Source organism: Trichocoleus sp. DQ-U1 (genome assembly GCF_039961925.1).
Lineage (GTDB): Bacteria > Cyanobacteriota > Cyanobacteriia > Cyanobacteriales > FACHB-T130 > FACHB-T130.
This window is the reverse complement of the sequence record NZ_JAMPKB010000026.1, coordinates 1-14,114: the sequence shown is the minus strand read 5'-3', so window position 1 is coordinate 14,114 and position 14,114 is coordinate 1. Positions and strand designations below refer to the sequence as shown.

At 47.4% G+C, this 14,114-nt stretch carries 14 protein-coding genes; 10 read left to right on the top strand and 4 right to left on the bottom strand.

Features of this window, described 5'->3' with window-relative positions:
- The first annotated feature begins 412 nt into the window (after positions 1–412).
- Entirely contained in the window at positions 413–1,918 is a 1,506-nt protein-coding gene (locus tag NDI34_RS12925; protein WP_348232855.1) for an adenylate/guanylate cyclase domain-containing protein, read from the top strand.
- Here the strand turns inward: NDI34_RS12925 and NDI34_RS12920 are convergent.
- Together NDI34_RS12920 and NDI34_RS12915 are read right to left on the bottom strand one after the other, a co-directional pair.
- Complete coding sequence (locus tag NDI34_RS12920) at positions 1,911–2,204, bottom strand: DUF3593 domain-containing protein (protein WP_190410606.1); 294 nt, start codon at positions 2,202–2,204, stop codon at positions 1,911–1,913. The genes NDI34_RS12925 and NDI34_RS12920 overlap by 8 nt on opposite strands.
- The gene (locus NDI34_RS12915; RefSeq protein ID WP_348232854.1) at positions 2,204–2,545 is read right to left on the bottom strand and encodes a DUF2499 domain-containing protein; all 342 of its coding nucleotides are present in this window, start codon (positions 2,543–2,545) and stop codon (positions 2,204–2,206) included. Before NDI34_RS12915 ends, NDI34_RS12920 begins: the two co-directional genes overlap by 1 nt.
- Before the next feature lie 144 nt (positions 2,546–2,689).
- Here NDI34_RS12915 and csaB point away from each other — a divergent pair, with 144 nt between their 5' ends.
- Positions 2,690–3,742, top strand: a complete 1,053-nt coding sequence (csaB, locus tag NDI34_RS12910) for a polysaccharide pyruvyl transferase CsaB (protein WP_348232853.1) — start codon at positions 2,690–2,692, stop codon at positions 3,740–3,742.
- Positions 3,743–3,785: 43 nt separating this feature from the next.
- Here csaB and NDI34_RS12905 read toward each other — a convergent pair whose 3' ends face one another.
- Entirely contained in the window at positions 3,786–4,340 is a 555-nt protein-coding gene (locus NDI34_RS12905; RefSeq protein WP_190410908.1) for a GNAT family N-acetyltransferase, read from the bottom strand.
- 135 nt (positions 4,341–4,475) lie between these two features.
- On the opposite strand from NDI34_RS12905, the gene NDI34_RS12900 reads away from it, so the two are divergent.
- Positions 4,476–6,035 carry a hypothetical protein gene (locus NDI34_RS12900; RefSeq protein ID WP_348232852.1) on the top strand — a complete coding sequence of 520 codons (1,560 nt, stop codon included), beginning with the start codon at positions 4,476–4,478 and terminating at the stop codon, positions 6,033–6,035.
- 169 nt (positions 6,036–6,204) lie between these two features.
- On the opposite strand, the gene NDI34_RS12895 is transcribed toward NDI34_RS12900, so the two are convergent.
- Positions 6,205–8,448 carry a flavin-dependent dehydrogenase gene (locus NDI34_RS12895; RefSeq protein ID WP_348232851.1) on the bottom strand — a complete coding sequence of 748 codons (2,244 nt, stop codon included), beginning with the start codon at positions 8,446–8,448 and terminating at the stop codon, positions 6,205–6,207.
- A gap of 229 nt (positions 8,449–8,677) precedes the next feature.
- On the opposite strand from NDI34_RS12895, the gene NDI34_RS12890 reads away from it, so the two are divergent.
- The 7 genes from NDI34_RS12890 (at position 8,678) to NDI34_RS12860 (ending at position 13,891) form a co-directional block, all read left to right on the top strand.
- A complete protein-coding gene (locus NDI34_RS12890; RefSeq protein WP_190429539.1) occupies positions 8,678–8,908 on the top strand; it encodes a hypothetical protein in 231 nt (76 codons plus the stop codon).
- A gap of 20 nt (positions 8,909–8,928) precedes the next feature.
- A complete protein-coding gene (locus NDI34_RS12885; protein ID WP_348232850.1) occupies positions 8,929–9,684 on the top strand; it encodes a phosphatase PAP2 family protein in 756 nt (251 codons plus the stop codon).
- Between the two features lie 41 nt (positions 9,685–9,725).
- A complete protein-coding gene (locus tag NDI34_RS12880) occupies positions 9,726–10,211 on the top strand; it encodes a glutathione peroxidase (RefSeq protein WP_348232849.1) in 486 nt (161 codons plus the stop codon).
- Between the two features lie 12 nt (positions 10,212–10,223).
- Positions 10,224–10,652 carry a DUF1824 family protein gene (locus NDI34_RS12875; RefSeq protein WP_348232848.1) on the top strand — a complete coding sequence of 143 codons (429 nt, stop codon included), beginning with the start codon at positions 10,224–10,226 and terminating at the stop codon, positions 10,650–10,652.
- A complete protein-coding gene (locus NDI34_RS12870) occupies positions 10,649–11,470 on the top strand; it encodes an SDR family oxidoreductase (RefSeq protein ID WP_348232847.1) in 822 nt (273 codons plus the stop codon). The genes NDI34_RS12875 and NDI34_RS12870 overlap by 4 nt, the downstream gene beginning before the upstream one ends.
- A 245-nt stretch (positions 11,471–11,715) precedes the next feature.
- Positions 11,716–12,885 (top strand): pyridoxal phosphate-dependent aminotransferase, encoded by a 1,170-nt coding sequence (locus NDI34_RS12865; protein ID WP_348232846.1) that lies wholly within the window; start codon positions 11,716–11,718, stop codon positions 12,883–12,885.
- A gap of 70 nt (positions 12,886–12,955) precedes the next feature.
- Complete coding sequence (locus NDI34_RS12860; protein WP_348232845.1) at positions 12,956–13,891, top strand: aldo/keto reductase; 936 nt, start codon at positions 12,956–12,958, stop codon at positions 13,889–13,891.
- The last annotated feature ends 223 nt before the right edge of the window (positions 13,892–14,114 follow it).

Below are 14,114 nucleotides of genomic sequence, written 5' to 3'. Positions count from 1 at the left end.
ATTTTAAAATTGTTTGTTTATGGCGATATTCAAATTATTATTGCTAGTATTTAGATTGGAATAAAGTTTTTGTGGTACAATAAATTTAATAAAGAAGAACTTGTCTACTAATAATAGTATTGAAAATTTATATTATTTAAGTCAATTCAAAGTGTGCCAACGTTTAGTCAGTAAAATCTAATCCTAATTTAGATAAAAGATAGATAAAAAAATGGGTGTAAAACCTTGACATAAGGCATTTTTTCAGCGTGGCGCTAGAACAAGCCTCAAACTTTTGCTCTTTTGCAAAGTCTCCGGAAATTTAGCCTGACTGCGGTAGTCTAGTTAGGCTTGTAGTAGCTTAAAACAGAAGCTAAAGGGTGTTCTGCTTGGAATATAAGGTATCGCTATATGAAACAGTAGGAGAGATTCGATGACGCTGCAAGGCTCCCGTGTAGATAGGCGTACAATTCGCCAGTCAATTGCGAAAAGTCTAGCAAAAATCATTCAACTGCTAAATAAACAGACAATTCTGGTCTTGACACTCCTATTGTGTGCTGGAGTAGCGGGAGCTTTGTGGAATATGTCCCATCTCTCGTCAAACCTAATTCAATCACAAGCACTTCAGAATGCAGCCTTGTATGCCCAAGCGATAGAGGAAGCACGCACTCTCTACAGCTCCGAGATCCTGAAGCGGATAGAAGCAGTTCCTGAAATCACCATTACCGACAACTACACTGCTCTAGAAAAGGCAATTCCCGTACCAGCGACATTCTTGATAGAACTCAGTCACCGCCTCGTTCAAAAAAACCCTGGGATGTCAGTCCGACTTTATAGTGAGTATCCCTTTCGCCAGCGGCAAGCGACAGGTGGCCCCAAAGACAATTTTGAGTGGGAAGCGCTTCGCGCCTTGAGGCAACATCCCGATCGACCCTTTGTTCGCTTGGAGAAGTTTCAAGGGCGTTTGTCATTGCGATATGCACAAGCCGATCTCATGAAGGCTAGCTGCGTTGCTTGCCACAATACTCACCCGGATAGCCCTAAAAAAGACTGGAAAGTAGGGGATGTTCGAGGGATTTTGGAAATCTCCAGTCCTCTGGATGAGTTCATGGCAAAAACTCATGCAGGACTGCGAGGAACTTTCGTAATGTTAGCGCTCCTATCTCTATTGGGGCTGTTAGGAATTGCTCTGGTGATCGGCAGGCTGCGCCAAACTTCCAAGGAGCTAGAGTTGCGCGTCATCGAACGCACGGCGCAATTGCGGGAGTCAAATCAGCAACTGACGGTAGAACAGGAGAAGTCTGACAACTTGTTACTTAATATCTTGCCAGAGCCGATTGCCAGACAACTCAAAGACGGGCAAAGTAACATTGCCGATGGATTTGCTGAAGTGACGATTTTATTTGCCGATCTGGTTAACTTTACTCAGCTTTCAGAAAAGATATCACCGAAAGAACTTGTCTGGTTGCTGAACGAAATTTTCTCCGGGTTCGATCGCCTCACCGAACGGCATAACTTGGAGAAAATCAAGACAATTGGCGATGCCTACATGGTGGTAGGAGGTCTTCCCGAACCCCGACCCGATCATGCAGAAGCGATCGCCCAAATGGCAATCGATATGCAACAAGAAATTGACCAATTCAACGCCAAACATCATCAAACACTCAGTATCCGCATTGGCATTAATACTGGCCCGGTAGTTGCTGGAGTTATCGGCACTAAAAAGTTCATCTATGACCTTTGGGGGGATACCGTGAACATCGCCAGCCGGATGGAATCCCACGGATTGCCCGGTGAAATTCAAGTAACGGCTACAACTTACGAATACTTACAGAATCGATATGCGTTGGAGCAGAGAGGCTCGATTCATGTCAAAGGCAAAGGAGAAATGGAAACTTACCTTCTAAAAGGGAGAAAGCGTGAGGTTTCCCTTACTTAATGACTTGGCGTTTTTGAATCACTGCCTGCCGAAATCCCAACACAATCAGAATATTAGAAAGCGTCAGAAAAACCTCTGCGCCACCGTGCAGCCAATCGACATTTGCTAAGGATTCCCCATAGGCAACTTGGGCATAAATTCCAGCCGGAATTGTGACGCCCACAAAAACCAAGGTCATGTAGAAACCAATTAAAGCTAAACGCGGCATCTGCCCGCTTCGCGTCAGAAACCAGAGAAAGCCTAAATAGGGGAATAGAGAGAGTGCAAAAAGGGTTTCTTTAGACATTACCGTGATTTTGGAGAGATAATTGGCGCATCGTCTTTTTGATTAGCCACGGCTGATGAACGCCAAATCCACCAAGCAGCCGCCAAAAGGGTGAAGTTACCCAGCAAAGTCATCGCCGCCTGAAGCGTAACCAGCCATTCTAAGGATTCTGGGTTGTCAAAATAGTGCCAAGTGCAAGCACACATGGCGCTGACTAATGCCGGTAGCATGGCGAAGGATAACGCCCACCAAGCCCGATTGCGAGTCACTTCGCCGTAGATCCAGATCAACCAAATGGCGGCAATCCACTCGATGACGCTGGAAACGTGAATAATCCAGGTAGGAATTGAGAGTGCGTGCATAAAGAAGTTTTTGAGGGTTGAGGTTGAAGTTTTGAATTAGAAGTCTTAACTCAACCCGTGCTAGGCACCGCTTCGCTAACAAAATTCAAAACTCATCACTCTTTTTCTTATAGTACCGCTCAGTTTTGCTGGTAAAGTTTGAGCATGGGACAGATTCGAGCGGTTTTGTGCGGATATTATGGGCAAGGCAATGCAGGCGATGAGGCATTGCTGGCATCGCTGCTACAAATGTTACCGCCTTATGTGACGCCGATTGTGCTTTCTGCGAACCCTAAAAAGACGCGCGATCGCTATGGTGTAGAAAGTTGCTCGCGCAAAGCTTTTTTCCCAGTGCAGCAAGCACTCCGTAAATCGGATGTTTTCATCTGGGGCGGTGGGAGTCTGATGCAAGACGCCACCAGTGCCCTAAGTCCCCTCTACTACGCGGGATTAATGGGATTAGCCCAGAAGCGGGGCTTAAAAACCATTGCTTGGGCGCAGGGAATTGGCCCTTTAAACCGCAATTTGACTCGCTGGATAACGCGAAAAGCGATCGCGGGTTGCCATGCCGTCAGCGTGCGCGATCGCGCCTCTGCTGCCCTGCTAACGGATTGGAAAATCCCCTATATCCAAGCCCCAGACCCGGTTTGGGCGTTAGACTCAAAGCCAGTGAAGGGACTGTGGGATTTACCAGCACCCAGAGTCGCTGTCACCTTGCGATCGCATCCCCAACTGACTCCCGCCCGACTTGATAACTTAACTCGCGCCTTGATTGACTTTCAAAAAGCTACTCAGACCTGCATTTTACTGGTGCCATTTCAAGCAAGTCAGGATCTAGCGATCGCTCAGTCAATTCAACCGCAATTACCCGGTGCCAGTCATATTTTTTCTCTCAAAGACCCTAGAGAATTGAAAGGATTATTCCAAGGCGTCGAAATGGCAATCGGGATGCGCTACCACAGCTTAATTATGGCGGCGGCACAAGAATGTCGCTGTTTTGCCCTCAGCTATGACCCCAAAGTTAGCTTGCTGATGGAAGAACTCAATATGCCAGGGTGGGACTTAACGCAATTGCCTGACGACCCCAACTTGATTAGTCAAACTTGGTTAGAACACTACGTCAACGGCGACCCCCTGTCACCCCATCAAATACAATCTTTAGTCGATCGGGCACTGATGCATCGGGATTTGTTGAGTGATGCTTTAGGGGCAAAATAGTCCTGTCGGAGCGCAACGCCTTCTGCCCTAAGTTTGAAAAGTATTATTGTGGGGCTAACCTTTGCCAATCGCGTGCCAACATCCCGTAAACAACCAAATCTACAAAATGGTCGTATAACCAACAAGCTTGGCGAAGCGTTCCTTCATTGGTAAATCCTAGTTTCTCTGGAATCGCTCGACTTTTAGAGTTCTCCACGGCAGCGCGAATTTCAACTCGGTTCAGCTTCAACTCAACCAGAGTATGATTTACCAAAGTGCGACACGATTTAATCATTATCCCGCATCCTGGGAAATTCTCGCCCAGCCAATACCCAATGCTAGTGGCTCGATTTTCCCAATCAATTTCGTGACATCCAATTGCTCCTGCCATTTTGCCCTGATACCAAATGCCAGCATGAAATCCATTATTGGCGGCAAATTGTTTCAATGCAGCCTCAATGAAAAACTTGGTATCTTCAGGACTTTTCGAGCCATCAACCCAGGGAAGCCATTCCCGTAGGGAGGTGCGACAAGAATCAACCAAAGCATAAACTTCTTGTGCGTGTCGCACCTCAAGCAATTTGAGTTCGATTTCCTCGTCGATGCGAAATTTGAAAATGGTAGAGTGACTCCGAGAGCGTCGTGGAATAATCTTATTAGAATTATTGCAATCTAGGCGCAACTAAAGCTGTGAATTGATAAAGCTACAGCTAGTCCATTCCAAGCACCCATGACCTTCTCTTAAATCAGAGCAATGAGTGAAGCTGACACCCCCCAAGAAGCTAACCAGTCCCAGTCCTTCCCCCAATCAACCGATTCTCCAATGGACGATCCTGTGGAAGATCCGGTGAAGGATGAAACAGATCCTAACCTTGATCCTGTACAGGAGACAGCACCGGCACAGGACGAGACTCTCGTGGAAGTAATAGAAGTCGTCAGCTTAGTGCATCGTTCACCCGCGCTAGTAGACGATGAGGCGAATGCCGCAAAGACAACTGATGATGGGGATGGGGTGCATCGGGAAAAGTCTGAGCCGCAGTCATTGCCAGCAGAGGCGGGAAATTTGTTTCCACTGTTGGCGGAGATGCGTCAGCGCAATCGGGACTTAGTCAGCCGAGTGAATCACCTAGAGAAGGCACTGGGGGATTGTCAGGAGGCGTTGCAATTGCAAAGACAGCGATCGCAAGCTCAAGAAAATATCCTCACCTCTACAACCCAGGAACTCAACGGGACGCAAGAACAAGTCACCCGGATGTTCCGAGAACTAGAATCGTCTCATCAAGCTGCCCAGCGCCAACAGATCTTAATTGAAACCGTAACAGAACAGCTGGAAAACAGCCAAGAACGCATCGCCCAGCTAGAACGGGAATGTGCCTTCACCCAGCAACGCTATAACGAACAATCTCACGCGCTGTTGCAAAGCGAAAATACAATCCGCGAACTCCGTACCCGTTTGCAACGCCAGCAGCGCCAAACCCTGCAATTCAAGTCGGCGTTAGAAAAGTGTCTGGAAATGCCTCCCCCCACCCAAATCGAACCAGATACCAGACCTTCTCCCACTTGGGCGCATCGCCATCTTAAAAACGCCCACGATTCTCAATCTCTGCTCCCCAAAGCGCCGCCTATTCAACCTTGGTCAGCGCAACCTGCATTTCAGGAAGACCCCGCCCAGAATGAGGAAGATTGGGAGATTTCAGTACCATCTCCGGCTTATGCACCGATTACAGAGCCAACTGCCTTCGTTTCGAGGGAATGGGAGCCGTTAGAAGAAATACCCGCCTCTGAGAGCCTCGAAGCCACCGATGAAGAGGAGATATGGCAATGGGGAATGCTAGACTCAGACTCCGATCCGCTCATGGATGATTTTCTCATGCCCCCTGAGCTGGAAATCTCTGGTAACGACGATTTCAGCGATGAATTAGCGATCGCTTCTACCCAGGAAAGTATCGCGATTGAGAACGAACTGGAAGACCTGCTGCTGGCTGTCAGTTTCGAGCCAGATGAGAACGATGAAGCTGGAACGATCTATGCCCTAGAAAATACCGAATCAGCTTCTCCTTCCTCGTACATCTTTGAGCCTTCTGAACCAGAGGCAATCTGGTCAGAAGATGCGAGTGGAGACAATGCTGAGCAAGAAGAGGAGGTAATATCTCGCAGAGAATTTCCGGCTGCTGTGCCCACCCAGCGCCCTGATGCCATCCCCTCCCAACCAAACTGGCCTTCCCCTCTCCTTTATCCGACACGTCCCCCGAAAGGGCGGAAATCCTTGGCGTCGATAGAATTGCCAACGTTTCCCAGAAAAACTGGCGCGTAGAAATTAAAAATCAGGACTTACGCATTGAAAGCTTGAAATCTAGATCCCTCTAGCCCCCTTTTTTAAGGGGGCTTTTCCGGTTCCCCCTTTTTAAGGGAGATGCAAGGGGGATCTCGGCGTAAGTCCTAAAAATACAAAATTAAACATTGTTCTTTTTAATTTTGCATTTTTAATTTTTAATCGCGACCCGCTCGGAAGACGTTTGCCTCTGCTCTTTCCGCGTAGAAAGCTGATGGTTCTTTTGAGGACGCCCCATCCCAGCAGTGAGGGCATAGCTCTGAGCCAGCAGCCATAACCACAAAGCAGGATAGTGTTCTTCTAGTGAAGGTTGTAGACGCCGGAGGGCACCCGGAAACCAACCCCCCAGCAACCAAACAACTAGGGCATGAAGTGTAAAGCTGAAATAGCTGCCCAGCCAGCGGAAGATATCTTTAGCACCGGCAAGTTGCCAAATCCATAACAGCAAAGCTGGATTGATCCAAGCGGCTTTTAGCGCCAGTCGATTGAAGGTTAGCCAATTCACTCGGTCTTTAATAAACGTGTCTGCCACCTCTGGGGGTTCTGTCGCCAAAAGCCCGAAAAAGGTATTCAGCATCGAGTTAATTCGCTGCGGCGGTAAGTAGGTGCCGGTGGGAACCATCATGCCTTTAGAAAATAACCAGGTAACGGAGACGTTGCTTTGATAAGCGCGAATCTGATTTAAGTGATGGGCTTGGAGCAAGTCATGTTTGAGGGCGGTATCGAGAAGGTTGGTTAAACGGGAGAGATTGCGAACCAGGGAACCAAAGCCGGTAAAAACGAGGGGAGATTGGAGAGAGGCGGCATCGCCAATGCTAATTAGCCGATCGAAAGCAACCGTGCGATCGCGACTTCCAACACTAAAGTGACCCGGAATATACCCAAATGTCGGTTTTTTCCACACCAGCTTCTCCATATCGCAGCGGCGATACTCCGGCAAAATGTTGAAAAAATCTTCATACATTTCTAATAACGAGCCGGGGTTATCGGGATGCACTTGATGATAGTGGAATAAGTAGAAGGTCACTTCTTCACCTTCAGCGGGGAATAACTCCCAAATCAGCTGCCGTCCCCGCGAAATATCGCCGTGACTGTTCAGCACATCCCCGTATTGGGCATCCCACACCCCCGGCTCAAACCCGCTGGCAATCACAGCCCCAACGGTTGGGCAAACACTATCAAAAGTGCGACCCCCATTCAACTGCCACGCAATCGGCGAAGCAGTGCCCATCGCATCTACTAGCAGGCGTCCGCTGGCTTGGCGTTGAGCTTGGCTGGGCAGATGTTTCGCTTGCACGGTAACTTGCGATCGCTCAATATCAGCCCGGATAAACTCCGTCTCATCCCAAATTTCCCCACCGGCTTTGGTGAGTTTTTCCCCACACAGACGCAGCAGTTTCTCGGCGTCCAATCCCACATTCAGCACGGTTGGGGTATGCAATACCTGTGCTTTGAGCTTGGGCGGATTATTGGCATCGAAGAATTTGTGAAACCCATCTACATACTCCGCGGCAATAATGCTTTCAAATTCCGCCGGGGTAAATAAGCCTAAATCAATCAAGCTTTGAAATTCATCGCGGGAAATGTTCCACTCCCGGTTCATGCGCCCGAAAGGGAGCCGTTCCAGCAATAGCACCCGGTAGCCGAGTTGAGCCATGACAGCAGCGTGGATGACGCCCAAGGCACCACCTACATAAATCAGGTCGTAGGAAGAGGACTGAGGACTGAGGACTGAGGACTGAGGACTGAGGACTGAGGGCTGAGGGCTGAGGGCTGAGGGCGCTTCGCCTTCCCGAAGGATGGACTGAGAGGGGAGGGAGGAGGAGTCAGTGAAGGCTTCATCTCCCTTTTGATTCCTGATTTCCCTGTCTCTTCGGAAGATAACCTGCGCTGGCTGTTTCGGATTGCGAACGCTCTCGCGCCAACGTTTCTCCCACCAATAGACGCGATTCAGGTCATATTCCCCGTTCGGCATTTTTTGAAAGAAGCGGACGGTTTCCGGGTAATCATAAGCCAAAGCTTCAAAGATAGATTGCTTTGACAAATCAATCGCCGGTGGTTCTGGATATTGTTGGGGAAACCGGCTTCTCAGATTGGAGGTAAGTTGTTTCAGGATCTCTCTTTCATCGGGGATAGCCTGCTGTGCCCAACGGAAGACCTTCAGATACGTGGTTCGCTGCACCGACCAAATAAAAATTGAGAGTTCGGGTTGCGGAATTGCGGGATTTTGGGTTGTATCCGTTTTCTTAAGACTCTCAGGATTGGGAAATTGCAGTCTGATACCGTCAGGCGTGAGCATTTTCTCCCCTGCTCCTGGATCGTACTCTTGTTGCAACCAGGCACGGACGGCGGCTATATCCGGGGTAGGAACTTCTAAGTAAAGTATTTCTCTCATATTGGCGATCTGCATTAGGGAACCTATTCCTGAGAAAGACAGAGTGAACCGGGGTCAAAGTGCGCTAAACTTCCGGATACGAATTGCTTAGAATCGATTAAAAAACTTTACACAATTCTCATTTTCTTAATGTACAGGGGTGCAACTGTTGGACGGGCGGGGAACCGCTCACGACGAAAGCCCTGAGCGATGAATCCTTTAAACCCGCCCATAGACTATGACCTACGCCATGAATTATCCCATCCCAGCCAGTCCTCAAGAAATTGTCGCCTTACGGCAAAAGCCCGTTGATGAAGAATTAGTGGCAGCAGCGATCGCTGGAGTCGTTCAAATCGCCCGTCAAGAGGGGCAGTCTTTAGACGAATTAACCGCTCAAGTGCTAGAAGAAGATAGTCTGCTGGATCAGGCACAAAGACACTGGCTTAGCGACATCGTTGCCCAAGCTTGGGCTAGCCTCTAGCAAATTAGAACCGCCAGATCATGCGCGAAATTGCCAAGCGAGTTATCTCCGCGTTGCCGCAGTGGTGGCAATCGCACATATTGCCCTTGTTATTTACGATTCCAGCAGCGGGTCTATTCGTTGCTGCCCTAGGGATGTGGGGATTTGCCCAAATTGCTGACGAAGTTTTAGACAAAGAAACACAAGCCATTGATACGGCAATTTTAGTGGTTATCAGAAGCCTGCACGCGCCGCTGCTCGATCGGCTAATGCTGGGATTCACATTTGTGGGAGAACCCACGGTGTTGCTGGTCATTTGCTTGGGCTTCGGGATTTGGCTGTACCGAGACGGTCGGCGAGGGCAAGCCATAACACTTGCGATCGCTGGAGTGGGTGCGGTTGGCTTAAACTATTTACTCAAAGTGGTATTTGGTCGCGCTCGTCCGGCGCTTTGGGATCGGGTCATTGATGTGGGTCAATACAGCTTCCCCAGCGGTCATGCGATGATTTCAATGGTTGTTTACGGCGCACTTGGCTATTTACTGGTCAAGCAGTTGAGTAAATGGCACATAGCGATCGCTAGCGGGACACTGCTATTGGTTACGGGTATTGGTCTGAGTCGGCTTTATCTTGGCGTCCATTGGCCTACGGATGTTGTCGCTGGCTATGCAGCAGGGATTGTGTGGTTGATGACCTGTATCCTCAGCCTAGAAATTTGGCAAGAATATTACAAGCCAGCCCCTCAAAAAACGCCCATCCCTAACGAAGAAGAATCCAATATCGCTAACCGCAGATAAGGGAAAACACAGCTCAATCAGGGTGTATAGGAATGAAATTAATGAGCAGTACAGTCTCTGATATCGCAGTAAAAACTATCAACGGTGAAGATAAGCAACTTTCCGAGTACGGCGGAAAGGTACTTTTAATCGTGAATGTCGCTTCCCAGTGCGGCTACACGCCTCAGTACAAAGGATTAGAGCAGTTAAACCAAAAGTACCAGGATCAGGGATTGCGCGTTCTAGGATTCCCTTGCAACGACTTTGGAGCGCAAGAACCCGGTAGCAATGAAGAGATTGTGAATTTCTGCACGACCAACTACGGCGTCAGCTTTGAGATGTTTGACAAAGTTCATGCCAAAGGTCAAGAACAGCATCCGCTGTATGCTCGGCTTACCAGTGCAGTACAGCCTACGGGAAATGTTTCTTGGAACTTTGAGAAGTTCTTAGTCAGTAAGCAAGGTGAAGTCGTGGCTCGATTTAATAGCAGTGTGAAGCCAGATTCACCAGAATTGATTGCAGCGATTGAGCGGGAATTAGCCCAGTAAGTCAAGGAATTTATGTCTGTCCAGAATTTGTCAAACTTAAACGTTCAAGAAGCACATAAAATCCTCAAAGTTTTCGACTGCTTAAGGATAGATTCCAGTGAAGATGCACCGGATAAAGATTCAATTCGCCAAGCGCTACTTTTGGTAAGTGAGCTTTCTGATAACCAAATACTAGGGGTTTGTGCCGATACAACAGAGCAAGGGATTAAAGCTTTAAAAACCTATGCAATGGCTTTAGGTTATGAAGTCAATAAAGATTTAGCACCGATTGATGGCTCTGTTTATATTAAATTTAACCCCAAGACTAACTTGTGTTATCTCAATCCGTACATAGGAGAACATCGCGGAGTTTTGGTGTCCTGCCAGTCTGCGAATGAAGACGGAATTAACGAGATGTACGGTCATTTACCTTTAGATTTATTTACATCGGAATCTTCATGAACGTTGCAATCATTGGCTGTGGTTATGTGGGTAAGACAGTTGCCCAATATTGGCGTCAGGAGTTAGGATTTACTGTCACCGCAACCACAACTTCTTCCGAACGAATTTCAGAATTAGAAGCAGTTGCTCAACAAGTCGTCCTTGTAAAAGGCAAGGATTTAGCAGGTCTACAATCGGTGCTGGAAGATCGGGATACTGTACTGCTCAGTATTGGAGCAAAAAATGCCGATGTTTACGAAGAAACTTATTTAAAAACTGCCCATAGCTTAGTCTCAGCCTTGAAACAAACTCCTTCGGTGCGACAGCTAATTTACACCGGAAGTTATGCGGTCTACGGGGATAAAAATGGGGAATGGGTGGATGAAGAATCACCCGTTACACCTGCTAACCAAAATGGTCGAATTCTCTGTGATACTGAGCAAATATTGCTCTCAGCTTCCACTGAAAAGTTAGGCGTTTGTATCCTTCGTCTAGGGGGAATTCATGGGCCAGGTCGTGAATTATCCAAAATATTTAGTCGAGTTGTTGGTACAACTCGCCCAGGAAACGGCGAAGATACAACAAATTGGATTCACCTAAATGACATTGTTGCTGCTATCGAGTTTGCCCGCAAGCATCAATTGCAAGGTATTTACAATTTGGTGGATGATGCACATTTGACCTATCGAGAACTTCTTGAGCGAGTGTGCAACCAACATAATCTACCCAAAGTTTCTTGGGATGAATCCCAGAAAAGTGTTCGACCTTACAATGCGCGAGTGTCAACTCAGAAGCTAAAAGCCGCTGGGTTTCAATTAAGCCATCCAGAAACAATATAGCAATCTTATTGGAGTTATGAGATGCCATCGGTTCAGATTCCCGACTTCTTAGAGAAGTCGGGAATCTCGGCTTCACTGTATGCAAATTTCCAGCTTTCCCGTTTAAAGTGGGCTAGGGGATTTAAGCTTGTACAATTCACCCTTTGATTCCTAAACTCCTTTAAAAAGGAGAACAAGAAAAAGGTAATTGTTAAATTTTAAATAATATGAAATACGCACAATAAACCCTGAACGATGAGTTTTGTATGCTTACCGAATCTTCTCGAATGCAGGCGGTGCAGTCGCCAATTGTTCCCGTTGTTGGGGAATTGATTCGTAGCTGTCCGGGAACGATTTCCTTGGGACAAGGCGTTGCTTATTATAGTCCGCCGCCAGAAGCGATCGCGCAACTGTCCCATTTCCTGCCAGATCCAGAGAATCACAAGTACAAACCCGTGCAAGGTATCTCACCGTTGCTGGATGCGATCGCTCAAAAATTAAAATTTGAGAACGCGATTGACATGAATGCTGAGAACTGCATTGTAGTTACGGCTGGCAGTAACATGGCGTTCGTGAATGTGATGTTAGCGATCGCAAATCCCGGCGACGAGATTATTCTTCAAACGCCTTATTACTTCAACCAAGAGATGGCAATTACGATGGTGGGTTGTCGTCCGGTTCTGGTCGCGACGGATGAGAATTATCAACTCCGTCCGGAGGCGATTCGGCAAGCAATTACCGAAAAAACGCGGGCAGTTGTCACAATTTCACCTAATAATCCCACGGGAGCTGTGTATTCGGAAGCTGCATTACGCGAAGTGAATCAAATTTGTCGCGATCGCGGCATCTATCACATTAGCGATGAAGCCTATGAATACTTTACTTACAACGGCGTGCAGCATTTTTCCCCAGCAGCGATTCCAGACAGCCACCCGCATACAATTTCCCTCTTCTCGCTGTCTAAAGCTTACGGTTTCGCGTCCTGGCGCATCGGGTATATGGTGATGCCAAAACACCTCCTCATCGCCGTCAAGAAGATTCAGGATACGATTTTGATTTGTCCCCCAGTGATTTCCCAGTATGCCGCATTCGGAGCATTGCAAGCGGGAGTAGATTACTGCAAGGAAAAGCTAGAAGCGATCGCCTCTGTGCGAGAAATTGTCCTCAACGAATGCGATCGCATCCAACATTTATGCACCATTCCCCCAGCAGATGGAGCTTTTTATTTTCTGCTGAGAGTCCATACAAAATTACCTGCAATGGACTTGGTAGAAAGACTGATCCGCGAACATGGTGTCGCGGTTATTCCAGGTACAACCTTTGGCATGGAAGACGGGTGTTATCTGCGCGTTGCCTATGGTGCCCTGCAAAAAGAAACCGCAGCCGAGGGGATTGGGCGATTCGTGAGGGGTTTGTCAGCGATTTTAAGCGCATAATCGTCAAGGGGGCATTTAGCGAAGAATTACACCTTTTTGCCATGAATTGCAAGGAATATTGACGGAAAGCATGAATAGCCAAGAAAAATCCTCTTTAATTGTCGGCTGCTGGCAACTCGACGATCGCAGTTGGAAACGAATTCCAGAAACCGATATTGCCCGTGCTTTGGATATTTACTTAGCGCTGGGTACTACTCATTTTGATACCGCAGACATCTACGGACGCAGCGAAAGTGTTCTCGGTCGCTTGCTCAAAGGAAGCGACTGCACCATTTTGACCAAAGCTGTCTTTTTCGACAATATTCCGAATTCAACACAAATTCGCAGCAAAATTGAGAATTCTCTCCGCAATTTGCAGCGCGATACCCTCGATTGCGTACAAATCCACTGGCACAATCCAGAATTAGATTTTGCCTCTACTTTTAGGGTGTTCGCAGAACTTTTAGAACAAGGTAAGATTCGCAAACTTGGCGTTACTAATTTCAATACGCCAATGTTAGAAAAAGCTTTGCAATACGCCACAATTAGCACTCATCAAGTGCAATATAGCTTAATTGACCGACGCGTAGAAAACTCAATGCAAAGTCTATGCCTCCAGCATAATATTGCTTTGTTGTCCTACGGTTCTCTAGCAGGCGGCTTCTTGTCGGATAAGTTCCGGGGCATCTCGTCACCCCCCAGCGAAGGCTCTCATGCCCGTGGCTTCTACTACAACAGTATGATCCGCGCCCACGGCGGCTGGCAACCTGTCTTAGAGATGTTGGACACTTTGGCAGAGGTGGCAAAAAAATATGAGAAAACAATTTCTCAGGTGGCTTTAAACTGGGTTAAACAACAGTCTGGTGTTACTGCTGTCATCTCAGGCTTTACTCAAGATCGTCAGCAGATCCAAAAAAACATAGAAGCGTTGAGTTTTCAATTAGACAAGGACGAGCTGCAATTGCTTTCCGCTCGTTCATCTACCCTATTCAAGCAGCCTGGAGATATTTACTCTTACGAGCGATAGATGAGCTGAGCTTTGCTAGGAGGCACTGTTAAGTTAACTCAAAATTTAGCTCATCAACCCAAAAAATGAGCAGAATGCATCCCATTTTTCTAAAAATAAGCCTACAAGCTGAAACCTGCTTTCGTCAGGCTTCGTTTGTATATCCGCGATTTTAGCCATCAGGAGTTTTTACTCTGATTGGGATGCTCCTAACCCTAATTGCTTTCTGGATAATTATGCAACC

Coding starts and splice junctions, on each gene's coding strand:
- NDI34_RS12925 (WP_348232855.1), top strand. CDS start 413: ATGACGCTGCAAGGCTCCCGTGTAGATAGGCGTACAATTCGCCAGTCA.
- NDI34_RS12920 (WP_190410606.1), bottom strand. CDS start 2,204: ATGTCTAAAGAAACCCTTTTTGCACTCTCTCTATTCCCCTATTTAGGC.
- NDI34_RS12915 (WP_348232854.1), bottom strand. CDS start 2,545: ATGCACGCACTCTCAATTCCTACCTGGATTATTCACGTTTCCAGCGTC.
- csaB (WP_348232853.1), top strand. CDS start 2,690: ATGGGACAGATTCGAGCGGTTTTGTGCGGATATTATGGGCAAGGCAAT.
- NDI34_RS12900 (WP_348232852.1), top strand. CDS start 4,476: ATGAGTGAAGCTGACACCCCCCAAGAAGCTAACCAGTCCCAGTCCTTC.
- NDI34_RS12895 (WP_348232851.1), bottom strand. CDS start 8,448: ATGAGAGAAATACTTTACTTAGAAGTTCCTACCCCGGATATAGCCGCC.
- NDI34_RS12890 (WP_190429539.1), top strand. CDS start 8,678: ATGAATTATCCCATCCCAGCCAGTCCTCAAGAAATTGTCGCCTTACGG.
- NDI34_RS12885 (WP_348232850.1), top strand. CDS start 8,929: ATGCGCGAAATTGCCAAGCGAGTTATCTCCGCGTTGCCGCAGTGGTGG.
- NDI34_RS12880 (WP_348232849.1), top strand. CDS start 9,726: ATGAGCAGTACAGTCTCTGATATCGCAGTAAAAACTATCAACGGTGAA.
- NDI34_RS12875 (WP_348232848.1), top strand. CDS start 10,224: ATGTCTGTCCAGAATTTGTCAAACTTAAACGTTCAAGAAGCACATAAA.
- NDI34_RS12870 (WP_348232847.1), top strand. CDS start 10,649: ATGAACGTTGCAATCATTGGCTGTGGTTATGTGGGTAAGACAGTTGCC.
- NDI34_RS12865 (WP_348232846.1), top strand. CDS start 11,716: ATGCTTACCGAATCTTCTCGAATGCAGGCGGTGCAGTCGCCAATTGTT.
- NDI34_RS12860 (WP_348232845.1), top strand. CDS start 12,956: ATGAATAGCCAAGAAAAATCCTCTTTAATTGTCGGCTGCTGGCAACTC.